This window comes from Synechococcus sp. H55.8, from assembly GCF_047462375.1.
Taxonomy (GTDB): domain Bacteria; phylum Cyanobacteriota; class Cyanobacteriia; order Thermostichales; family Thermostichaceae; genus Thermostichus.
The window spans coordinates 32,290-54,196 of record NZ_JANSJC010000017.1 but is presented as its reverse complement, the minus strand read 5'-3'; the positions used below and the strand labels follow the sequence as shown (position 1 = coordinate 54,196).

At 60.5% G+C, this 21,907-nt stretch carries 16 protein-coding genes, 1 tRNA gene and 1 pseudogene; 2 read left to right on the top strand and 16 right to left on the bottom strand.

Going from position 1 to position 21,907, the window contains the following annotated elements; genetic code table 11:
* Positions 1–593 precede the first annotated feature (593 nt).
* Positions 594–1,952 (top strand): DNA polymerase III subunit beta, encoded by a 1,359-nt coding sequence (gene dnaN / locus NW862_RS08690; RefSeq protein ID WP_414348229.1) that lies wholly within the window; start codon positions 594–596, stop codon positions 1,950–1,952.
* A gap of 67 nt (positions 1,953–2,019) precedes the next feature.
* On the opposite strand, the gene NW862_RS08685 is transcribed toward dnaN, so the two are convergent.
* From NW862_RS08685 to rpsB, 5 genes and pseudogenes are all read right to left on the bottom strand, one after another.
* Complete coding sequence (locus NW862_RS08685; protein WP_414415414.1) at positions 2,020–3,222, bottom strand: AAA family ATPase; 1,203 nt, start codon at positions 3,220–3,222, stop codon at positions 2,020–2,022.
* Positions 3,223–3,438: 216 nt separating this feature from the next.
* Positions 3,439–4,440: a tRNA epoxyqueuosine(34) reductase QueG gene (gene queG, locus NW862_RS08680; RefSeq protein WP_414334183.1), complete on the bottom strand. Its 1,002-nt coding sequence runs from the start codon at positions 4,438–4,440 to the stop codon at positions 3,439–3,441.
* Positions 4,441–4,448: 8 nt separating this feature from the next.
* Positions 4,449–5,864: an amidohydrolase gene (locus NW862_RS08675; protein WP_414427095.1), complete on the bottom strand. Its 1,416-nt coding sequence runs from the start codon at positions 5,862–5,864 to the stop codon at positions 4,449–4,451.
* Positions 5,865–6,191: 327 nt separating this feature from the next.
* Positions 6,192–6,848, bottom strand: a pseudogene (tsf, locus tag NW862_RS08670) (translation elongation factor Ts); the annotation flags it as partial.
* Positions 6,849–7,006: 158 nt separating this feature from the next.
* Positions 7,007–7,798, bottom strand: a complete 792-nt coding sequence (rpsB, locus tag NW862_RS08665; protein ID WP_414334179.1) for a 30S ribosomal protein S2 — start codon at positions 7,796–7,798, stop codon at positions 7,007–7,009.
* Positions 7,799–8,097: 299 nt separating this feature from the next.
* On the opposite strand from rpsB, the gene NW862_RS08660 reads away from it, so the two are divergent.
* Positions 8,098–8,171, top strand: a tRNA-Pro gene (locus tag NW862_RS08660).
* Between the two features lie 31 nt (positions 8,172–8,202).
* Here NW862_RS08660 and NW862_RS08655 read toward each other — a convergent pair.
* The 11 genes from NW862_RS08655 to NW862_RS08605 form a co-directional block, all read right to left on the bottom strand.
* Positions 8,203–9,402 (bottom strand): aldo/keto reductase, encoded by a 1,200-nt coding sequence (locus NW862_RS08655; protein ID WP_414334178.1) that lies wholly within the window; start codon positions 9,400–9,402, stop codon positions 8,203–8,205.
* 150 nt (positions 9,403–9,552) lie between these two features.
* Complete coding sequence (gene rsgA, locus NW862_RS08650) at positions 9,553–10,632, bottom strand: ribosome small subunit-dependent GTPase A (protein WP_414334177.1); 1,080 nt, start codon at positions 10,630–10,632, stop codon at positions 9,553–9,555.
* Entirely contained in the window at positions 10,629–10,892 is a 264-nt protein-coding gene (locus NW862_RS08645; RefSeq protein ID WP_414334176.1) for a sulfurtransferase TusA family protein, read from the bottom strand. Before NW862_RS08645 ends, rsgA begins: the two co-directional genes overlap by 4 nt.
* Positions 10,889–12,073, bottom strand: coding sequence for a molecular chaperone DnaJ (gene dnaJ, locus NW862_RS08640; protein ID WP_414334175.1), 1,185 nt, complete (start codon positions 12,071–12,073; stop codon positions 10,889–10,891). The genes NW862_RS08645 and dnaJ overlap by 4 nt, the downstream gene beginning before the upstream one ends.
* Positions 12,074–12,199: 126 nt before the next feature.
* Positions 12,200–14,008, bottom strand: a complete 1,809-nt coding sequence (gene dnaK / locus NW862_RS08635; protein WP_414334173.1) for a molecular chaperone DnaK — start codon at positions 14,006–14,008, stop codon at positions 12,200–12,202.
* Positions 14,009–14,186: 178 nt separating this feature from the next.
* Entirely contained in the window at positions 14,187–14,915 is a 729-nt protein-coding gene (grpE, locus tag NW862_RS08630) for a nucleotide exchange factor GrpE (protein WP_414334171.1), read from the bottom strand.
* Positions 14,916–15,066: 151 nt separating this feature from the next.
* A complete protein-coding gene (locus NW862_RS08625; RefSeq protein WP_414348216.1) occupies positions 15,067–16,728 on the bottom strand; it encodes a bifunctional metallophosphatase/5'-nucleotidase in 1,662 nt (553 codons plus the stop codon).
* 63 nt (positions 16,729–16,791) lie between these two features.
* On the bottom strand, positions 16,792–18,012 hold the full coding sequence (locus tag NW862_RS08620; protein WP_414334169.1) for a DUF445 domain-containing protein: 1,221 nt from the start codon (positions 18,010–18,012) through the stop codon (positions 16,792–16,794).
* 64 nt (positions 18,013–18,076) lie between these two features.
* Positions 18,077–19,021: a hypothetical protein gene (locus NW862_RS08615; RefSeq protein WP_414334167.1), complete on the bottom strand. Its 945-nt coding sequence runs from the start codon at positions 19,019–19,021 to the stop codon at positions 18,077–18,079.
* A 135-nt stretch (positions 19,022–19,156) separates the two neighbouring features.
* Complete coding sequence (locus NW862_RS08610) at positions 19,157–20,713, bottom strand: S-layer homology domain-containing protein (RefSeq protein WP_414427094.1); 1,557 nt, start codon at positions 20,711–20,713, stop codon at positions 19,157–19,159.
* A gap of 146 nt (positions 20,714–20,859) precedes the next feature.
* Positions 20,860–21,894 (bottom strand): NADP(H)-dependent aldo-keto reductase, encoded by a 1,035-nt coding sequence (locus NW862_RS08605; protein ID WP_414332807.1) that lies wholly within the window; start codon positions 21,892–21,894, stop codon positions 20,860–20,862.
* Between the last annotated feature and the right edge of the window lie 13 nt (positions 21,895–21,907).

Genomic DNA, 21,907 nt, shown 5'->3' with positions numbered 1-21,907 from the left:
AGAGTACCTGCAAGCTCACCGGCAGCCAAGCAGAGCCGATCAAGCCAAAAGGCAAGATCCAGGCTCTCTTCGCCAGCCTGTGGAAAAGCTGTGGAAATCCAGCGAAGCCTGCCCAAGCTCCGGTGGAGTCCCCAGCCATATTTAGGGGGAGGACTCACTACGTTAGGGGATCTCACGCTGATCGTGTGTTAAGTTTTATGAATTTGTCAGGAAATAGCAACATTTGCATCCCTTCAGCCTGTGGAAAACCTGTGGAAAAACCCCAAAAACCTGTGGAAAACCTGTGGAAAAACCCCCCAAGTTATTAACAGGTATAAATACCCTGTGGAAAAACGGCCAAGTTATCCACAGTTTTTCCACAGGTGGGGAATAAGCTCAAAGGCTGATGGCGCAAGGGGTTGGCGATCACTTTCCACAGTTTCCACAGCCCCTACTACTACTAGATCAAAAAATTAAATTAGATAGGGATCGTGGTTTCTAGCTTGATCCCGCGCGCGCGAGAAAATTTTTTTTGCAAAACTCGTCTTGGCAAGGCAGGATCCGATCGGGGCAGTCGGTGTAGGATGTGCCTGTGCAGCCCTCAAGTGCTCCCCATGGTGCAAGCTCAACGTCCTGTGGATCGAGAACTGGAAACCGAGTCGTTCGCGCTGGCCCGGCGCAGCGGCAAGGCTGGCGGCCCCTATGGTGGGGAGAGCCGCTTTGATGAGGCTGCCGACCTGTCCCAAAATGGCTTCAGCTTTACCTGTGAGCAAGCCGATCTCAGCCACCACCTCGCTTCCGTTGGACGAGCGGTTGCCAGCCGCCCTGCCCTGCCGGTTTTGGCCAATGTCTTGGTGGAGGCGAGCGGGGAAACTCAACGGGTTGCCCTGACCGCCTTTGACTTGAACTTGTGTATTCGCAGCGAGTTCGAGGCGCAGGTGAAGGGATCCGGTCGCATCACTCTGCCTGCCAAGTTGCTCGGCGATATCGTCAGCCGTCTGCCCAGCGGCCCGATGAGTCTTAGGGTGAGCAACCAAGCCCAGGAGGGTGCCCCTGTGATTCTCACGTCGGCAGCCGGCCAGTACCAAGTGCGGGGCATGTCGGCTGAAGAATACCCCACCTTGCCGGAGATACCGCTTCGTGCCGCCGCTGCGGATGGCGATCTGGCGGGGCAGGAAGGCGCAGCAGCTCAGGCCCTGGAGCTGCCCATCGAGAGCCTGTTGCAAGGGATCGGCCAAACCCTCTTTGCGGCCTCTGGGGATGAGACCAAGCAGGTGCTTACGGGGGTTCATGTCAAGCTCTTGGCGGGGGATCCCCCTTGCTTAGAGTTTGCGGCCACCGACGGGCATCGTCTGGCCATGGTGCAGGTGGAGGCAGACGGGATCCCGGTGGTGGCCAACCTGGGGTTGGATTTCACCATCCCTGCTCGTACTTTGCGAGAGTTGGAGCGCATCCTCGCCGCACAGACTGCGACATCGACGGTGGAATTGCGGTTTGACCGATCCCAGGTGCAATTTGTTCTGCCCCCTGGCGCCCAGTGCCAACAGCGGATCACCAGCCGCCTGTTGGAAGGCCAATATCCCGACTACAATCGCCTGATCCCGCGGCAGTTTGAGCGGCATGTGACCCTGGAGCGTCGGCCTTTGATCGAGTCCTTGGAGCGGGTGGGGGTGCTGGCTGCCCAGCGGAACGACATCATCAAGTTCAGCCTTTCTGAGGCAACCCAAACCCTACGCATCAGCACCGAGGCGCCCGATGTGGGCAGTGGCGAGGAATCTCTGCCGGTACAGATGTCCGGCCCTGACCTGGAGCTGGCTTTTAATGTGCGCTACCTGCTGGACGCCCTTAAGGTGTTTCAGACCCAGCAGGTGAGCCTGGAGCTGAACGGCGCCACCCAGCCGGCCATCTGGAAGCCGATTGGAGCGACGCGCCTCTGCTATTTGGTCATGCCGGTTCAACTGCGGGCTACCTAGCCCACCCAAGCCCGACCCAAGTCGAAGATTGGCCCCAGCGGCTAAACCAGGTAGATGCCGACACAGCTCAAACAAAGCGGTGGGTAAACTCTTGGATCAAGTCCACCCGCCCTTTGCGCAAAACGGCCGGATCCAGGCGCTCGGTCGTGTTGCAGGTCATCAACACCACCAGCCTCTGCCTGCAGTCGAGATAATCGGGATCGAGCACGCTTTGGTGAAGGGTGCCATCCAGCAGGCTGAGGATGCGTTCGGTTTTGGTGCTCTGCTGGGCCACCTCGCTGGCTCGGTCTTGGGCGAGGTTATCGGCTTCGTTGATGATCAAGCAGACCCGCTCCAGGTAGGGGGGCGCGATGAACTCCTGTACGGCTTCGTGATCCAAGATAAACACCACATAGCCCAGGGGCACCAGCAGCTCGTGGGCCACCGCTTGCGTCCAGGCCGTTTTACCTGTACCTGGGATCCCGTGCACCAAGACCGCCAATCGCTCCTGCTGTAGAATCTGCTGTTGCACTTGATCGGTAAAGGCCTGAATTTCAGCGGGAAAAGAACTGATTGGATAGGGGCTGTAGACTTGCCCGATCCGGCTTTGGTAGCCGCTCACCATCACCGCCAGATTGTAAGTAACCTTGCGAATTAAGGGCCTGAGATCCACGCCCAGCAGGGTGTAGCGGCGACGGTTGTGATAGGCGGTCTGAACTTGCAGCCAAATCTGGTGCTCTGGCCAGAAGGCATAGGTGGTGCCCGGGCTGCTGATTTCCTCCCAACTGCTGAAACGCTCGACCGGATAGTAGAAGTAGCGCTCCATATAGAATTGCACGATCTGCGCCGGTCGCCCCAGATGCGCCAAAACTCTGAGAACGGTCATTTCCTGCAGGCGCCTTAAAACGTAATCGATGGGAATTTGATCGCGGCTCACCTGCTGCCGAATCGGCGTCTCCGTGGAGAGCTGATCTTGAAATACTGTATAGTCGGGGCCGGGCAGAGGTGGGGTGATGCTATTCCAAAACTCTTCGATCTCGTAACGGGTATTCTCTGAAAATAAGTTGAGAAAGTTGGCCAGCGGGCTGTACTCTCTACGTCCTACCGCATTGGCAACATCGCTGCACACATCCAAAAATTTCTCGGCCAACGCCCAGGGATCCCGCATCGCCAGTTGCCAGAAATACTCGGCATCGAAATGGCGGTACAGGGGCTTCCACCCAGATTGCAGTAGGTTGTAGCTGTTGGCCTGCCGGTAGCCGGGGTAATAGTCTTCGTAATCGTTATCCATGCAGGGTTAGGGTCTGAGAAGAGGGAAACCAATAGGAGGTGCTAGGGCGTGGACGCCTGACGCTCTTCAGCCCAGCACTGGGATCCCAAGAAAGAGGGTAAGACGTGTATGCCGGCTTGCGTCCCCGGCCCGGAGACAACAGCCCCACCGTTTTCCGGTGCCGGCTCAGGCCCAAGGGTAGGGATCCCCAGATCCTGTTGGAAAAGGATATCCAAATTAGGTAGAGAGGGCTTCCAAATCGTTGCTGCAGGCTGCAGAGGTGGGATGGGCTCGGAGAGCAGCTTGGGCGTTGCGGCGCAGCCGGTGGGCCTTGAGGCGGCGCAGGGCAGAGGCGGGGAAGCGGCGGTCGAACTCCTCGTCGCCGAGCCGCGCCAGTTCTTGGAGATCGGGGGCAACGTTCCAAGGGTAAGGCTGAAAATCCGGGATCCGGCTGGGGCGGGCAAAGCGCTGGTTCCAAGGGCAGACCTCTTGGCAGATGTCGCAGCCGGCCACCCAATTGTGCAGGTTCTGGGCAATTTCGGCAGGGATCCGCTCAGCATGGCTCTCTAAGGTGTGGTAGGCAATGCAGCGGCGGGAATCCACCACCCCTGGGCTGACGATGGCCTGGGTGGGGCAGGCTTCCAGGCAGCGGCTGCAGGTGCCGCAGTGGGCAGTATGGGGACGGTCGGGAAGCAGGGGGAGAGTTGTCAAGATCACCCCCAGGAAAACCCAGGAGCCGTATTCGCGGGTGAGCAAGAGGCCGTTTTTGCCGATCCAGCCCAAGCCCGCCCGCATGGCCCAGGGCTTTTCCGCCACCGGGCCGGTATCCACATAGAATCGGCCTCGATAATCCGGGAACTGAGTTTGCATCCAGAGGTGGAGCTGCTTCAGCCGCCGCCCCAGCACGCGGTGGTAGTCCCGCCCCCAGGCATAGCGGGATATCTTGCCTTTGGCTGGATCCCGACTGTGGCAGATGGGGGTGTAGTAGTTGAGGGCCACACAGACCAGAGATTGCACCCCCGGCAGCACCCGCTCTGGATCCATTCGCCGGGGATCGGCCATCCAGGCCATGTCGGCGGCCATGCCCGCCGCCAGCCAGGCCCGCAAGCCCGCCAAGTCAGGGGGATCCGCCGCACTGGCGATGCCGACCTTGTCAAAGCCCAGCGCCAGCGCCTGCTGCTTCACCTGCTCGGTAGCTCTGGCCCAGTCGGCTGTTGCTCCCACGGTCGGCCCCGGCAACTCTAGGGCTATTCTGGCAGACCCATCACCTGGCGGTAGCGGGCCTCCAGTTGTGCTGCCTGCTGCGAGCGACGGAAGGGATCCCAGTGGCTGTGCTCGAACAGCTCCTGCCGCAACTGGGCCACGTCCACCGTCGTTACCTCGCCGTTGGCCACCACCCGTTTCCCTCTAACCCAGACGCTGTGCACCACCTGGGTGGGCCGGCCCAGCACCAGCAGCCCGATGGGATCGGTACGGGGCAACAGCGACAGTTGGGTGAGATCGTAAAGCACCAGATCCGCCTGCTTGCCCACCTCCAGGGATCCCAGCTTCTCTCCCAGCCCTAGGCCAATGGCCCCACCGCGGGAGGCCATCTCGACGCTCTCCCGGGGCGAGATCCAGTGGCGGTAGTCGGGATCCGTGATGTTGTGCAGGATGGTGCCGATTTTAATGGCCTCCAAGAGATCCTGGGAGTCATTGCTGGCGGATCCATCGCAGCCAAAGGCCACATTCACCCCCGCCCGCCGGTACTTGAGGATGGGGGCGATGCCGCTGCCCAGGCGCAGGTTGCTCAAGGGGTTGTGGACAACCGTAGAGCCGGTGCGGGCCAAGATCTCGATATCGGCATCGGTAAGCCAGACGCAGTGGGCCAGCGAGGTTCTCCGGTCTAGGTAGCCCAAGCGCTCCAGGTGCTCGACTGCGCTGCAGCCGTACTTTTCCTGGGCCAACCTCTGCTGGGCGCGGGTTTCCAGCAGGTGGGCATGGCGGGGGAGGTCATACTTCTGGCTCAACTCCGCGCAGCCCTCAAACAGCTTGTCAGAACAGAGTTGGATGCCGGTGGGGGCCACCATCAGGGTGATGCCCTCTTCCGGGCGGTGGTACTTCTCAACCGCCTCTTCCACCAGGGCCAGCACCTCTGAGGTGCTCAGGGGATAGGCTGCCGCCCCGCCAGCGAAGGATGAACCGCCGGGCAGGCAGGTGGAGAGGGCCTGATCCTGAAGCAGGGGACCGATGAAGGCGCGGATCCCGACTTCTCGGTAGGCCCGCACCGCCGCCTCGAGGGTGGCCAGCTCCTGGCCGGGGATGAGGATGAGATGATCCACTACCGTCGTGCCGCCGCTGAGCAGGGTCTCTACTGCCGTCGCCAGGGCGCTGAGATAGATCTTTTCCGGATCCGGCGGCGCGTACTCGTGCAGTTGTGCCAGCCACAGCTCCAGCGGGTAGGGCGGGATGATCCCTCTTTGCCACAGCTCGGAAGAGTGGGTGTGGGCATTGACAAAGCCCGGCAGCAAGAGTTGGTTGCCGGCCTCCAGTTCTAGGCTGTCTGTGCCCGTTGCGGGTAGCCCTTTATCGATAGCAGCAATCCGTTCCCCCTCGATGCGCACATCTGTGGTTTCGTAGCCTGTGCCGGTGGGGATCAACGCATTGCGTAGGATACAGCTCATGCCCAAGATCCAAAATGACCGCCTGTCACCCTAGCGTGTTGTAGTTGGCCGTGCCAAGGCAAAAAATAGGGAAACTCCATCCAGAAAGCCTCAACCTGCTCAGCCGGCTTGCCATGGTGGGAGAAGCAGAGTGGCACTGCTGCCGCCCACTGGGGTGAATTCAGGGATCCATCGGCAATAGAGCTATTTTTTCTTCTTGCTGGAGCCTTTTTTGGCTGGCTTGCTCTCGGCAGCCGGTTCAGGAACAACCACCTCAGCAGTAGGCTCGGCAGCAGCTTGGTCAGCGACAGGTTCTGCCCCTTGCGCTGGCTCTGCCGGCTTGAGACCGGCCTGAGCAGCCACTTCAGCGGCAAAATCCGCTTCCTGTTTCTCGATCCCTTCTCCCAAGACAAAGCGCACGAAGCGCCGCACCCGGATGTTTTCCCCTAGCTTGGCAATGTGCTGCTTCACCAGTTCCTCTACGGTAATCGAGGAATCTTTAATAAAGGGCTGATCCAGCAGAGACAACTCCTTCAGGCGCTTCTCGATGCGGCCCTGCACGATCTTCTCGCGTATGTTCTCCGGCTTGTTGGCCAGATCCTCTTTGCCCATTTCGATGGCTTTTTCCCGCTCCACCACCTCGGCAGGGATCTGGTCAACGCTGACGTACTCTACGTTTTGGCAGGCGGCAATTTGCTTGGCGATGTCTTGCACCAGTTTCTTAAAATCTTCGTTGCGGGCCACAAAATCCGTCTCGCAGTTCACCTCCACGAGCACACCAATCCGATTGCCGAAGTGGATGTAGCTATCGACTACTCCCTCTGCCGCGACGCGACCGGCCTTTTTGGCTGCCCCCGCCAACCCTTTCTGTCGCAGCCAGGTGATGGCTTTGTCCATGTCGCCCCCCGACTCTTCCAGGGCTTTTTTGCAGTCCATCATGCCTGCGCCCGTCTTTTCGCGCAGCTCTTTGACCAGCTTGGCGTCAACTTTGGCATCAATACTCATGAGGGTTCCTCGAATGAAAGAACGAGAAGGACGTGGCCGAATGGGAGTGAGAACGAGTAAGCTTGGGCAAAATTGTAAGCCTAGATTCAAGAATACGAGCTTCTGGAGAGAAGACGGGCAGGGAAACGCCCAGAGCGCATGGGATCCCTGCCCCTGCTCTAGTCTTCGTCAGTTTCTCCTTCTTCGTCCTCTGCATCCTCCAGAGTGTCGTCGTCCAGATCCATAGCCCCTTCGTACTCGTACTCATCCTCTTCGACAGTGTCGAGCTGCCCATGCCGCCCTTCGTAGATGGCGTCGGCCAGCTTGCCTACAATCAGCTTAATCGCTCGAATGGCATCGTCGTTAGAGGGGATAAAGATGTCGCTGAGGTCGGGGTCACAGTTGGTGTCCAGCAGAGAGATGATGGGAATGTTAAGCTTGATACACTCCTGAATGGCGTTGGCTTCTCGCCGCTGATCGACAATGATCACCGCATCGGGGAGCTTGCGCATGGTTTTAATGCCGCCCAAGTACTTTTCCAGCCTGGCCAACTCTCGCCGCAGACGGCTGGCCTCTTGTTTGGGCAGGCGATCCAAAAGACCACTGCTTTCCATCTCCTCAATTTCTTTGAGGCGGTCAATGCGGGTTTTGATGGTGGCCCAGTTGGTGAGCATACCCCCCAGCCAGCGCTGGTTGACGTAGTAGCTGCCACAGCGACGAGCTTCTTGAGCGACGATCCCAGCAGCTTGCCGTTTGGTGCCGACGAACAGGAAGCGCCAACCCCTGTCGGCAGCATCCCGCACATACTCGTAGGCTTCGTTCAGATAACGGGCCGTCTGCACCAAATCGATAATGTGGATGCCGTTCCGTTCGGTAAAGATGTAGGGCCGCATCTTCGGGTTCCAACGGCTGGCCTTGTGCCCAAAGTGAACCCCCGCCTCCAACAGTTGAGGCAAACTGACTACGCTCATGAGTTTTTCATCTCCTACGGGTTAGCCTCCGCCCGAACGGATCCCAGCTACGGCCTTCCTGACGGTTCCTGCACATTCACTCCCAGAGCGCTCTGCCCCAATTGGCGAGGAACTCCGGTGCTGTTGCAGCAAACCGCAAAAAGGCTGTAAGGACACCCGGTGGTTCAGGCGTGTGTTTTTTAGCAGCCTAACCAAGCTAGCATGGTTTCCGCAGGATCCCACAGCTTGGGGTTAACTCTGGCCGCGATCCAATGCTAGACTAACTAGGCGCTTCCTGAACTTCCACCTGTTCAGTGCGTCGGGGCGTAGCGCAGCTTGGTAGCGCACCACTTTGGGGTAGTGGGGGTCGTGGGTTCAAATCCCGCCGCTCCGATCAGCTGTTGTCGTTCCAGCGGCCCAGACAGTCAGGATCCCTGGACACGTTGGCTCTGAGATAGCCGCTTCACCTCGGCTCCAGAGAGCAGGCGATGGGCTTCTTGCAACAAGGCCGGGATCCGGTCGCGGTGGGGGCTGTGGATGAGACAGGGCCGTAGGGCCTCCGCATCCACTTGGTCTGCCCGTTGGCCGGGGAGCCAACTGCCGGCATTGCCCAACAGGTTGTAACGGCTTTTGGCATAGTCCACCAAGTCATAGGCCAAGGCCAAATTGCGCAACAGCAGAATAAATGGGATATTCACCTGTCCAGGGGTTTGGTCGTAGCGAGGCAGGCCCTGGTGCCAAGTTTTGGCGTAGTGTTCTCCCACCTGCTCGATCAAAGCTTGCTCTAGGCGGGCCAGGATCGGTGGCAACAGCTCATCAGCCCGATCCAACAGCTCCACCGCCCGCAGGTGCTCATCAAAATCGCTGGGTCGAGCTGCTCCAATGCTGAGGGTGTGAACCTGGGGATGGGACAGGCAGAACAGGTCGTTGAAGACCATTGGGCTGAGAGGTTGGCACAACTGCACCAGCTTGGCGGGCGGATCGTAAAGCTTGCCCCCTTTGTCTGAGGGGCTGATGATGAATACCCCCATGTCTTGCCGGGCGGCAGCCTCAATGGCTGGCCAGTTGGTCTGGTTGACAAAATACCAGTGCAGGTTGACGTAATCAAAGCCCCCCGACTGGATGGCTTCCACAATCAACTCCGTCGGCCCATGGGTGGAGAAGCCGACGAAACGCACCCGCCCCTGTCGCACCAGACGCTGACACACCTCCAGGCACCCTCCTGGACGCAGGCTGTGCTCCAAATCTTCCCAGGTGTTCAATCCGTGGATGGCCAGCAGATCCACATGGTCGAGGTTCAGGTAGCTCATCGATTGTTCGAACTTGGCCAGGAACTGCTTCGGATCGGCGCTGGGGCCAATTTTTGTTTGCACGATCAGATCTTGCCGGGGGAAAAGCGGCAAAATGCGGCCCAACTGCATCTCAGAGGTGCCGTAGCCGCGGGCAGTTTCGATGTGGTTGATGCCCACTTCCAGGGCCCGGCGGATCGTCGCTTCCAGGTTCTGCTGGCTTGCTGCTGGGATCCCTGACCAAGGAGTGTCTTGCCAACTGTGCTGATAACGCATGCCGCCACAGCTCAGTACAGGCATAGACAGCTCGGTACGCCCAAATCTGCGATACTGCATGATTTTTCCCTTCGACTGGCCCCATTTTAGTAACCTTCAACGACCGGGCAGGACGGGCGCCGGAACTGGTGGAAGACCCGCCAACTCTCTCAGGCGAAGAGGTGCTACCTTCGCCCTCTAGGGGAGGGAAGAGCGACGGAACGAACCGTTTCATTGCCATTTGAAACGACTGTAGTTCAAATCAAAGGCACGCCATCCATCAACGGCCTGCTCCTGCTGGCGAGATGGGCCTTTCGCGCAATTCTGGCCAAACTGGGCCTCTTGCAAAAGCTGCAAGTAGAAAGTCCGTCGTTCCCAATCCAGATCTCGGAGCCCGCAGCCCGGCTCTCGATCGTGCAGGCAATCGCGAAACTGACAGGTGCCCAAGCGATCCCTGACTTCTGGAAAGCACCGTATCAGTTGCAAAGGATGAACCGGCGGGATCCCTTCGCCGGCATTGAATCCGGGCGAATCGGCGATCCAACCGCCTTCTGGCAAGGGAAACAGCTCCACATGGCGGGTGGTGTGCCGACCCTGACGCAAGCGCCTGGAGACGGCCTGAGTAGCCAGCCGAACGTCTGGCAACAGCCGATTGAGCAGACTGGATTTGCCCACTCCGGAAGGGCCTACTACCACCGAGATCTGATCTCGACAACACCGTTGCAACTGGGGGATCCCAGCTTGGGTGTGGGCGCTCACCAGCAAAGGCTCATATCCCCACCTCTGCAGGCGATCCACCCAAGTTGCCGCCACCCCCGGATCCACGCGGTCGCATTTGTTCAACACCACTTGAACCCGCAGTTGGCTGGCCTCAGCCTGCACCAGCAGACGGCTGAGGGCGTTGGGCTCGGGATCCGGCTCGGCCAGGGCCACCACCACCAGAACTTGGGTCACATTGGCAATAGCCGGTCGAGGGAGTTGAGTGCGCCGCGGCCAGATCGCCTCGATCACCCCTCGCTCCGGCCAGAGAGAGTCGGCAGCCGGCGGCAAGCCCACCTCTACCCAGTCTCCCACCATCACCGATTGCCCCATTTTTTTGAGCTTGGCCCGAGCTGTGCAGAGGAGCTCCGCCGGCATGGGCTTTTGGGCCGGGAACTGAGCTGGGATCTCCGGAAAAAGGGCGGCCAAGGCCGGATCAATGCGCACACGGTAAAAGTTGGCCTGCGCCGCTCGCACCCAGCCGGTATAGGTGGATCCCTGCTCCCCCTCTTGGGCAGCCTGTCCCGATCCCTTCCGGCTCAGGTGGCTCATGTCAAGTCCCCGCGGCGCACCCAGAGGATGTGATGCCCCTCAGGCGTAGCTTGTTGCCCCTCGATCCGATGCCCGGCCATCGCCAGGCTGTTGGGCACTTGCTCCAGGGGTTCTCCTGCATCCAGCCACAGCTCCAACAGCTCTCCAGGGGCCATGCGTTCCAGCCGCAGCTTCGCCCGTACGTAGTTGAGGGGGCAAGGGATCCCGCGCTGGTCAAGGACGAGCTTGACCTCTTGCAATGAAACAGCCTCTGGCGTCATTCTTCCTCACGCTCCCGGTTGCCGGGCATCTGGGCCAGCCCGCGCAACAACCCGCCCAAGAAACCATCCCGCTTGTTGATGCGTTCTCCGTGCAGCTCAGCCAAGCGCAGCAGCAATTCCCGCTCTTCTGAGCTGATGCGGGTGGGAATTTCCACCACCAGGGTGATTTTGTGGTCGCCCCGCGACATTGGGTTGCCGATGCGAGGCACCCCCTTACCTTCCAGGGTCAGCACCGTGCCCGGCTGGGATCCGGCGGGAATGGTCAGCTCCACCTCTTCCTCCAAGCCAGCCTTTGAGTCCACGGTGGGCACCGAGACTTTGGCCCCCAAAATGGCCTGCAGATAGCTCACCCGCACCTCCGAGAGGATGGTCAGGCCATCGCGCTGAAAGTCCGGATCCGGCTCCACAAACAGGTAGACGTAGAGATCTCCGGGCGGGCCACCGCGCCGACCGGCATCGCCTTCTCCGGAAACCCGCAAGCGGGTGCCACTGTCCACGCCGGCGGGGATGTTGATGCGCAGTTTCTTCGTGGTTTGGGCCAGGCCCTCGCCATTGCAGTTGTAGCAGGGCTCCTCCAACACCTGACCACTGCCACCACAGGTGGGACAAACCGAGACTTGGGTAAAGTTGCCAAACGGGGTGCGGGTGGCCCGCCGCACCTGACCAGCGCCACCACAGGTGGGACAGATTTTGACCTCCGTGCCGGGCTTGGCGCCACTGCCCCCGCAGACATTGCAGACTTCTAGGTGGCTGATGCGAATTTGCTTTTCGCCCCCGAAGATGGCCTCAAGAAACTCCAATTTCAGGTCAAAGCGCAGATCATCCCCCCGTACCGGCCCATTGCGGCTGCGGCCATAGCCGGCTCCCACCCCCGCAAAGTTGGTGAAAAAGCTCTCGAAAATATCGGCAAAGCCACCCATCCCCGCAAAATCCTGGAATCCGCTCGCTGCCGCGGCGGCCCCTCCCAAGCCCGCCTCTCCAAAGCGGTCGTAGCGGGCTTTCAGCTCGCTGTCGGAGAGCACCTCATAGGCACGGTTGATCTCCTTGAAGCGCTCCTCCGCACCTGGCTCTTTGTTGACATCCGGGTGGTACTTGCGAGCCAATCGTCGATAGGCGCGCTTGATCTCCTCTTTGGAGCTGTCGCGGCTAACCCCCAAGATTTCGTAGTAGTCACGAGCCATAGAAGCGCTTCAGAAAAAATTAAAGATGCAAAGATCAAACATGCTTGAGACACAACTTGTCGGGCAACACAACCAAAGCAAGCCTACAAGCCACCGAGGCCAAAGAAGAGCTGTCTCCGAGAATCCCTAGCGAGCTCCGTAGATCTCGCCACCCATCTCCAGAAGAACAGCCCGCAGCTCTTCCATTGCGTTCCGTAAAGTTGCTAAGTCTACGTTATCATTTGCCAGCAATGCCCTCAATCTGCCCGCCACCTGAGCCCCCCGCTGGATTCGAGCTTCGCTGAGGCGATTGCCGTGCTCCTGCAGGGTTTTGTCGTAGTTGTAGAGCAGGCTGTCCGACTGGTTACGGGCTTCCACCAACTGCCGCCGGCGTTGATCTTCTTCGGCATAGGCTTCCGCTTCTCGGCGCATCCGCTCGATCTCGCTGCTGCTCAAGCCGCCGTTGTTGGTGATCTTGACGCTTTGCTCGATTCCCGTCCCCTTTTCACGAGCTGAGACTTTCAAGATCCCGTTGGCATCGATGTCAAACGAGACTTCGATCTGGGGCACCCCACGGGGAGCCGGCGGGATCCCGGTCAGTTGAAAGCGGCCCAAGGTCTTGTTGTCTTTGGCCATGGCCCGCTCCCCCTGCAGGACGTGAATCTCCACCACGCTCTGGCCATCGGTGGCGGTGGAGAAAATTTGGGTTTTGCTGGTGGGGACGGTGGTGTTGCGCTCGATGATGCGGGTGAAGACGCCCCCCAGCGTTTCCACCCCAATCGAGAGGGGGATCACATCCAGCAGCAGCAGATCTTTCACCTCTCCTCCCATCACCCCTGCCTGGATGGCGGCGCCAAGGGCCACTGCCTCGTCCGGGTTGACGGAGCGATCCGGGTTTTTTTTGAAGATCTGCCGAATCTTCTCCTGAACGGCGGGAATGCGAGTAGAGCCACCCACCAGGAGCACACGGTCGATATCCTCAGGGGAGAGGCCGGCATCCCGCAGCGCCTGTTCTGTAGGCTCGACAGTAGCTTCCACCAGATCCCGCACCAACTCCTCGAACTTGGCGCGGGTCAGCTCCACTTCCAGGTGTTTGGGCCCGGAGTCGTCGGCGGTGATAAAGGGCAGGTTGATGAGCGTAACCTGGGTGCTGGACAGCTCAATTTTGGCCTTCTCGGCCGCCTCCCGCATCCGCTGCAAGGCCATACGATCCCGCGAGAGGTCGATCCCTTCCGTCTCCAAAAACTGGCGGGTGAGCCAATCGACAATTCTTTGGTCGAAGTCATCCCCCCCCAGGTGGTTGTTGCCGGCGGTGGCTTGCACCTCGAACACGCCGCTGCCCAGTTGCAGCACCGAGACGTCGAAGGTGCCACCGCCCAAGTCGAAAACCAAGATGCGCAGATCTTGATCTTGTTTGTCCAGCCCGTAGGCCAGGGCGGCTGCCGTCGGCTCGTTAATGATGCGCAGCACCTCCAGCCCGGCAATGGTGCCGGCATCTTTGGTGGCCTGCCGTTGGGCATCGGTAAAGTAGGCAGGAACGGTGATCACGGCCTGGGTCACCGGCTCCCCCAGATAGGCTTCCGCATCGGCCTTCAGCTTCTGCAGGATCATGGCCGAGATCTCCTGGGGAGTGTAGGCGCGGTCTTGCACCGCCACTTCCACCATGTTGTCTCGGCCAGGGATCACTTTGTAGGGAACCCGCTTCCGCTCTTCTTCGGTCTCGGCAAAGGTGCGGCCAATGAAGCGTTTGATGCTGAAGATGGTGTTTTCCGCGTTGGTAACCGCCTGGCGCTTGGCCAGTTGGCCCACCAAGCGGGCGTTGTTTTTGGCAAAGCCGACGATGCTGGGGGTGGTACGCCCTCCCTCGGCGTTGGTGATCACAACGGGCTGGCCGCCTTCCAAAACCGCCACACAACTGTTGGTGGTTCCCAGGTCAATCCCGATGACTTTACCCATAGCCCCCTCTTCCGGTGCCCCAAGTTTTAACCCAAGGACGCAGTTCCACGGATCTTAAAAGCATTCTGCCCAGGATCCCGCAGAAACCTTCAGGCAGTGCTTCTGCATCCGTAGCTTTACTGTAGCCTTTCTGAAGACAGATAGGCTCTACTTGTCAAGGTTCAAGCGAGCAGTTTTGCTAAGAGTTTGCAGCACTTTGGGAAGAGGCAGAGGTATCTTCGGGGCCGGCCCCCTCGCTTTGGGGAGAGGGTGCAGGGTTTGGGCTGCCTGCCGAGACGGCTACCATGGCATGACGGATCACCAAATCCCCCAGCTTATAACCTGGCTGATATTCGACGGCTACCACATCTTCGGGATAGTCGGTGCTGGGTTGACGGGCGATGGCTTCATGTAGGTTGGGGTCGAAGGGATGGCCCACCGACTTCATGCGGGAGACCCCCATCTTTTTGAGAGATTCCACCAGCAGGCGGTAGACGCTCTGGTAGCTGTTGTGCAACTCCCGCTCGCGGTCGGTTTCCAGTTTCAACTGGTGCTGGGCCCGCTCGAAGCTGTCCACAACAGGCAAGATCTCCAGCACAAATTTCTGCCGTTCTTTTTGGCTGAACTCTTCTTTTTCCCGCTGGGTACGCCGCCGGTAGTTTTCAAAATCGGCGTAGAGGCGCAGGTAGGCGTCTTCTTTTTCTTTGAGCTGCTGGCGGACGACTTCCAATTCGTGCTGGAGCTGCTTCAGGGCTTCACCGGGATCTGGAGATGGCTCGGTGCCGGCTTCTGCGGAGGAGGCACCGGCTTCTGCTTCGCTGTCTTCCAAAATCAGCTTCTCCAGTTCTGCCTCCACGTCGATCTCTTCTTCCTGCAGCTCAGGATAGGTATCTTCTGGGGCCATCGGTTGCTTCTCTTCAGCAGTCATGGGTTATGTCGACAAGCGTGAGCAATAAGCAGTAACGTCGGGTGCCCACAGTTTGGCAGTCTCAAAACCATCGCCGCCATTAGCCAAACTGGGCTCTGTGCTGATCGTATTCTACCGACTCCTCTACCAGCCAGTTAAGGTTCCTGTTGTTCTAGCCTACCAGCAAGCTGTCCTGAGGCTGGCCCAAACACTGGGGAAAGTAGATCTCGGCCAAGTTGGGAATGAGGTGCCAGTTGTGGCTGTAGATGGGCTGGATGGGGGAATGGGTGTGAATGTGGCGGGCGAGAAAGTCGCGGATACTGTCGGCGGAGATCCAGAGGGTTTGGGCTTCTTGGAACATGCTGTAGCCCCCCCCACCGCCGGCGCGGTAGTGGTTGATGGCCAGGCGAAAGGTCTGATCCGGCTGCACCGGTTGGCCGCGAAATTGTAAGGTCACCAAGCGCTCGCCTACGGGGCGGGTGAGATCGAAGCAGTAGTCGATGCCGTGGTAAAGGTCGAAGGTGTAGCCTCGTGCTTCGGGGGCCACGACGGCAGCAGGATCGGGGGGAAGATGATCGGGATCCAATTGGCGAAAATACCCAGCCGTCTGCTCAAGAGCGCGTCGCAAGATGTCGCCGGTGATCTCCAAGATGCAGAGGGTGTTGTCGTAAACGGTGAGGCTGTAGGCGTCTTGCAAAAAGATGGGGCCCGCTGCCAGGCCGGCACTGCTGCAGATGTTGACCAGGGAGAGCTCCGCCGAGAGGCTGGCCTCCCGTACCGCCTGCAATTGGGCCTGATGCAGGAGCTCTGCTAGGGGATTGGCCCCCAACCGGGCTGCCAGCCCACCGCGGTAGGCACAACGGGCCTGCCCAATGGGCTGACGGATGTAGCGCAAGGTGGCCTGATGATAGGGCTCTGTCAGGGCCAGGAGTTCGGGATCGGGATGGATCCCTTCTGCAGCCAGCAACTGGGCGGTTTTCCCGACAACTTGCCAGCGTCCGCCGTGGCGCTCCAGCTCCAAAGACACGTGGGAAAGGTGGCTGCCCCAGTAGCCGGGCTGCACCACCAGGGCCTTGGCCCCCCCCAGGCCGGCGATGGTCTGATGGGTATGGCCGGAGAGAATGACGTCAATGCCCTCCAGCTCTGCCAGGGCCAGCAGCTCGTTTTCCCCCCTCAGGCTTTTGTTGCTGGTCCAGCCGGAGCGATCCGGGTTGTGCCAGTGCTCTGGGGTGCGCAAAGGGGGCAATTGGCTGGGGCCGCTGTGCAGAATCAGCACCAACACGTCCACCTGGGGCCGCAGCAGCGACAGGTAGTGCTGGGCAGTTTCCAGCAGGGGGGCAAAGCGCAGCCCCGCGATGTAGTCGGGCCGCTCCCAGGTGTCGATGCGGGGGGTGGTCAGCCCCAGCAGGCCGACACGGATCCCGGCCACTTCTCGGATTAGATAAGGCCGAAACAGGGGATCCCCATTTTGGCGGAGGATGTTAGCGCACAGGGTGGGACAGCGGAGATCGCTCACAAAATCCTGCAGGACCTGGGGCCCAAAGTTAAAGTCGTGGTTGCCCGGCGTGAAGGCGTCGTAGCCGAGGGCGTTGAGGGTATGGGCCATGGGGTGAGGGGAGACCCGCTCCACCTGAGCATAGTAGGTGCCCAAGGGGGATCCCTGGATCGTGTCGCCGCTGTCGATGAGCAACACCGGATCCGCGCTGGCTGCTCGCACGCGCTTGATCAGGGTGGCCAGCTTGGCCAAGCCGTGCTCTGCGGTGCTCCCGGCAAAGTAGTTCCAGGGATGCAGGTTGGCGTGGAGATCGGAAGTGTGGAGAATTGTTAACCGCATTCTAATATCATAACCGAAGCGAAAACTCCCATCCAAGCTCCCGTTTTCTGGGGAAGGGGGCTGTCACCTCAGCAAAAACAGCACCTGCACACAGCCCACCAAAAAACCCAGCAGCCCCCCCAAGTTGACGATGGCCTGCAGTTCTTGGCGCACAATTTGTTGGATGGCCTGCTCCAGGTCGGCGGGGGAGGTGGCGTTCACTTTGTCGGCAATCACCTGATCCAAGTTCAACACCGGGATCACCTGCATCATCAGGGATTCCAGATCCCGCTCCAGGTAGCGCTCCAGGATCAAAGCCAGGTCGGCGCTGATCTGATCGATGGAGGTGATCAACGCCTTGGAGTTGCGCAGGCGACCCAACACCAGGCTGGCCACTTTTTCCCAATCGATGCTCTCCCCCAGCCCTTTGATAACCTCTGGCCCTTGGCTGCGCAGGTAATCTTGGATCCCATCGCGGAGGGCACGACGCAACTGACGTACGGCGGAAACCGGCAGGTTTTGCAGGGAGAGGTTCTGCAGGATCTCGGTCAGGCGGCGGGGGGCGTTGATGTCTTTGAGCAGATCTTCCAAGATGGCTTCTGCCCCTTCCGGCTCCTCCAGGCAATAGGTGCGCAGGCGCAGTAGGGCGTTTTTGAGGCCAAACAAGTTGGCCACCACCCAGTAGGAGCCGGTGGCCCGCTCGCGAAATTCTTCATCCAGAGATTCGATGTTGCGATCGGTGAGAAAGTCCACTAGGTTCTGCCGCAACACCTTGGGGGGCAGCGCCTGCTTCAGGATCCACTCCGAGAGCTGCCGGGCTTGCTCAGCGTTGAGGCGCAGCTCCAGCAGCACCTGGTCGAACAGTTGGTTAATCGGCCCCTCCAAAAAGGTCTCCTGGCGGGCAAGCACCTTCACCAGGCGGGGCAACGACTCGTTAAACAGATCGGCCAAGATGCGCGCCAGCACCTGCGCCGTTTGCTGCTGTTGCTCGGGGTTTTGCAGCCGATCCAGCGCCACCCCCAGCAGCCAGCGGATCCCTGCCTGCATGCGCTCGGTTTGCAGCAGCTTGCGGGCCAAGTTGTGCAGCTCCTCTGGCGTGAGCAGGGATCCCATGATGGTCTTGGCAATCTGCTTGGCCAGGCGGGGCTGGTTCTGCGGGATCAAGCCGGGGGTGAAGGGGATGCGCCAGCCGAAAACCCGGTAGGGGCGATAGGGCCGGAAGAGCATCTTGATGGCGATGTCGTTGGTGAAATAGCCGATCACCAGCCCAGCTAAGGGGGGCACGAAGTAGGTCCAAAGGGCCATGGAGCAAACTTGGGGGGGATCTTCTCTACTCTACCGACCCGCCCCTGCTGGCTTCTTGTCAAGGCTATTGGATGATCAGGCTCTCGCTCAGTTCCAGCTCCACCAGCGTATTGGGCTGCAGCGTCACCACCCGGTCGATGTTGGTACTCCCTGCAGCAGCACCCGCCAGGCCGCCGGCCAAGATGGGCAAAAAGCCCCATCCCCCCGTGAGCACTCCCAAGGCCAATCCGCCCGCCGCCCCATAGCCCGCCCCACGGGCGACGGTAGTGCCCACGTCGGCGTTGCGATCCAATCCGACCGGGAGGGGTGCAGACTGGCCTCTAATGAGATAGGTGGAAGAGCCGATGGTGAGGCGGTTGGCCACAAAGCGGCTGCCGACGACCCGCTCTTGGGGATCGGCGCTCTCCGACTCCCGACCAGAAAACTTGAGTTCTCGGTAGATCGGCTCAAGAGTGCCCCACACCACGCTCCCCGCCGGGATCACCACCTGGCCAAAGCGATCCAGCACCGGCTCCGAAACTTCTAGGTTGCCGTTAATGGCCTGGTAGGGCTGGAAGGTGATGGGGCGGTAGACCGTGAGGAGAATACGGGTGCCGGCGGGCAGCTCGCCCCGCGCGGCCCCGGCCAGATTCCCCCCTGGACTGAGGTCGGGCCGCCGTTGGTAGGAGTAGGCCTCACCTGGCGGAGCCTGTCCACCTGGGGCCGCTTGAACGGGCACCACCGGGATTGGGGCCGGGCTCGGATCCCCCGGTGGTGGGATGGGATCCCCGGTGAGCGGCATTTGCGGCACCTGAGGCACCGGCGGCAGGGCTTGCGGAGCCGTGGAGCCGGGCGGGTTGCTGAGCAGAGGCAGGGTGGGGACGGGATTCGGCTGAGGAGCTTGAGGAGTGAACTCGAACTGCTGGGCAACAACTGCAGCCGCCGCCGCAGCCCACAACATCCCACTCACCAGCCACCCAAAGCCAACCCTTTGCCACGACGGCAAAAACGGCTGCAACGCTGAGCTCATGGATCCCGTCCAGTCACAACTGGCAGTAGCTTAACATCCTGACCAGCTCGTGCCCACTAGATTTAGTAGAGGTTAAGGGGGCGGCGGCCCTTAAAACACTATTGAGACCTGTTGAAGGCCTGGACTGGGTTTTCCCTAGGGGCTAGGGGAAGGAGAGGGGGAAGGCTCCCCGCCAGCCTGTGGACTCGGCGTGGGTGTGGGTTCTGGAGTAGGGGTAGGTGTTGGAGTCAGCGTGGGCGTGGGTTCTGGAGTAGGGGTAGGTGTGGGTGTCGGGGTCGGCGTGGGTGTGGGTGTTGGAGTGGGTGTGGGCTGGGCGGCCCGCACCTGGAAAGACCACTGCTGGATGGCAGTGTTGCCGCTAGTATCGGCAATTTGAACGGCAATCAAGGTCGGTCGATCGGTGGGCAGCGGCTCGGCTGGGGTATAGGCGAAGCCGGTGCGGCTGAGCTGGGCTTGGGCAGTGACATCTACATTGTTCACCAGCAGGGTAAAGCTATTGAGGTCGATCCCCTGCTCATCTTGAAAGCGGGCGGAGATGGCGGGGCGCGGGTTGTCGGTCACCGCTCCGTTGGGCGGGGCCAGGTCGCTGATGGTGGGGAAGGTGGTGTCGGTCACCTGCCCAATGCTGATGGTTTTGTCCGGCAATTGCACCAGGGTCACCAGCCCATTTCGCTCCAGACGGGCGAACACCGGCGCTTCCGAGGCCCGGTCTTGGCTGCGGAAGGTGTAGCTGCCCTCGTATTGGCCAGGGCGGGTTTCCTGCAACGGCAGGTTGTAGGCGATACCGGGGATGGAAAAAGACCCCTGCGCCCCCGGGGATCCCAGCAAATACACCGTCAGGGTGTCCCCCGGTTTGACGGATCCCAGCTCCTCGCGGGCCAAGAAAGTTCTCACTTCCGGCGCGGCGGGCAGCGTTTCCACCAGCGGCTCCACAGGGATATCCGGCGTAGCCAGGGGCTCAGGGGTGGGGGTAACCTGGGCGAGGAGCTCGGTGCGGATCCCTGGCCCGGGGATGGCAGCCCCCACCGGCGGGTCTAGGCTGGGCACCCGGCCCACCTTGGCCAGCGCTTGGTAGGTAAGAGCCGCCACTTCCCCCCGCGTGGCCACCGCCTGGGCATTCAAGCGGGTGGGATCAGGGTAGAGCACCAACAGCCCTTCTTGAACCGCTGTCGCGATGGGGGCGCGGGCAAAGTTGGGAACCAAATTGGCATCGCTGAACCCGGCCAGGATGGCATCAATTTGGCTTGGATCCCCGAGGAGCCTGCCGTTGGTGGCAGCGCGGGTCAGGACAGTAATGGCCTGGGCGCGGGTGAGGACATCGTTGGGACGGAACGTGCCGTCGGGAAAGCCGGAAACATACCCTGCTGCTGCCGCCGCGCCAATAGAGGGAGCTGCCCAACTGGGAATGGGATCGGCAAAGGAGCGTACGGGAACGTTGGTATCCAGCCCAAAAGCTTTGGTAACGATAACGGCAAACTGGGCGCGGGTAATCGACTCATTGGGGCGAAAGGTGCCGTCTGGGAAGCCGCCGATGATCTGCCGCTCGTTCAAGCCGGCGATGTACTGGGCGCCCCAGTAGGTGCCGATATCAGAAAGTTGCGCCCAAGCGGGATCCCCCATCCAAACCAAGCTGCTGCAGCCTACCACCAGAGCTGCCGTCTTCCAACCCTGCCAAAGGAAAAGGTTGCGCATTGTTCACACCTCACGATCTGCTAGGAGAGCCCCTGGGAAGTTTGTGAGTTCAAGAGGGGCCAGCTCGGACCTAGTTATCCAAGCCATAGCCCCAGACGAGGAAAGTTCTCAAAAAGTTCTCCTTGGCGGGCTGTTTTGTCGCCTGCTCAGGGTGCAGGATTGGGGTAGCGCTGGTGCACCGCTTCGATCTCCGCCAAGATCTCAGGCGACAGCTCCAGGCAACTGAGGTTTTCCTTGAGCTGGGCCAGGTTGGTGGCTCCGATGATGGTGCTGGTGACAAACCAGCGGCTGCGCACAAAGGCCAAAGCCAACTGGGCAGGGGTCAGGCCGTGCTGGCGGGCAATGCGTACGTAGGCGGCCACGGCCTCTTCCACATTGGGCTTGCGGTAGCGCTGGCCAAAGCCCTCAAACAGTGCCAAACGGGATCCCGGCGGCTTGGCGCCCCCCAGGTATTTGCCCGTCAGCAGCCCAAAGGCCAGGGGGCTGTAGGCCAGCAACCCCACCTGCTCGTGGTGGCAAACCTCCGCCAGGCCCATCTCAAACGTGCGGTTGAGGAGGCTATAGGCGTTTTGAATCGAGACCACCTTGGGCAGGCCCAACTGCTCGGCCAGGTGGCAGAACTCGCAGACTCCCCAGGGGGTTTCGTTGCTCAGGCCGATGTAGCGCACCAGGCCCTCCTGCACCAGTTCCGCCAAGCCCTGCAGTTGCTCGGCAATGGGAACCGTGGGCCGCTCCTGGCTGGGATCGTAGGCCACCCCCCCAAACAGGGGCACATAGCGATCCGGCCAGTGGATTTGGTAGAGGTCGATGTAGTCGGTCTTCAGGCGTTTGAGGCTGCCGGCCACCGCCTGTTTGAGGTTGTCGCGGCTAATCGAGAGAGACCCACCGCGGATCCAGTGCCAGGGCCGCCCGGGGCCGGTGATCTTGGTGGCGATGATGAGGCGCTCCCGCGGCTGGTGTTGTAGCCACTCGCCGATGTAGCGTTCTGTGGCTCCCTGGGTTTCCGCCCGCGCCGGCACCGGGTACATCTCGGCGGTGTCGATGAAGTTGATCCCGTGCTCCACCGCGTAATCGAGCTGTTCCCAAGCCTCGGCCAAGGTATTCTGCTGTCCAAAGGTCATGGTGCCCAGACAGATTTCCGAGACCTGCAAAGGGCTGTGGCCAAGCTGGCGGTAGCGCATGGAAACTCCCGAT

What these genes read in the sequence shown, in the direction of transcription:
- NW862_RS08605 (WP_414332807.1), bottom strand. Translation starts at nt 21,894, where the DNA reads ATGCGCTACCGCCAGCTTGGCCACAGCCCTTTGCAGGTCTCGGAAATC.
- grpE (WP_414334171.1), bottom strand. Translation starts at nt 14,915, where the DNA reads ATGACTGCTGAAGAGAAGCAACCGATGGCCCCAGAAGATACCTATCCT.
- NW862_RS08645 (WP_414334176.1), bottom strand. Translation starts at nt 10,892, where the DNA reads ATGACGCCAGAGGCTGTTTCATTGCAAGAGGTCAAGCTCGTCCTTGAC.
- NW862_RS08625 (WP_414348216.1), bottom strand. Translation starts at nt 16,728, where the DNA reads ATGCGGTTAACAATTCTCCACACTTCCGATCTCCACGCCAACCTGCAT.
- dnaK (WP_414334173.1), bottom strand. Translation starts at nt 14,008, where the DNA reads ATGGGTAAAGTCATCGGGATTGACCTGGGAACCACCAACAGTTGTGTG.
- rpsB (WP_414334179.1), bottom strand. Translation starts at nt 7,798, where the DNA reads ATGAGCGTAGTCAGTTTGCCTCAACTGTTGGAGGCGGGGGTTCACTTT.
- NW862_RS08610 (WP_414427094.1), bottom strand. Translation starts at nt 20,713, where the DNA reads ATGCGCAACCTTTTCCTTTGGCAGGGTTGGAAGACGGCAGCTCTGGTG.
- dnaJ (WP_414334175.1), bottom strand. Translation starts at nt 12,073, where the DNA reads ATGGCTCGTGACTACTACGAAATCTTGGGGGTTAGCCGCGACAGCTCC.
- NW862_RS08655 (WP_414334178.1), bottom strand. Translation starts at nt 9,402, where the DNA reads ATGCAGTATCGCAGATTTGGGCGTACCGAGCTGTCTATGCCTGTACTG.
- NW862_RS08685 (WP_414415414.1), bottom strand. Translation starts at nt 3,222, where the DNA reads ATGGATAACGATTACGAAGACTATTACCCCGGCTACCGGCAGGCCAAC.
- NW862_RS08675 (WP_414427095.1), bottom strand. Translation starts at nt 5,864, where the DNA reads ATGAGCTGTATCCTACGCAATGCGTTGATCCCCACCGGCACAGGCTAC.
- rsgA (WP_414334177.1), bottom strand. Translation starts at nt 10,632, where the DNA reads ATGAGCCACCTGAGCCGGAAGGGATCGGGACAGGCTGCCCAAGAGGGG.
- NW862_RS08615 (WP_414334167.1), bottom strand. Translation starts at nt 19,021, where the DNA reads ATGAGCTCAGCGTTGCAGCCGTTTTTGCCGTCGTGGCAAAGGGTTGGC.
- dnaN (WP_414348229.1), top strand. Translation starts at nt 594, where the DNA reads ATGGTGCAAGCTCAACGTCCTGTGGATCGAGAACTGGAAACCGAGTCG.
- NW862_RS08620 (WP_414334169.1), bottom strand. Translation starts at nt 18,012, where the DNA reads ATGGCCCTTTGGACCTACTTCGTGCCCCCCTTAGCTGGGCTGGTGATC.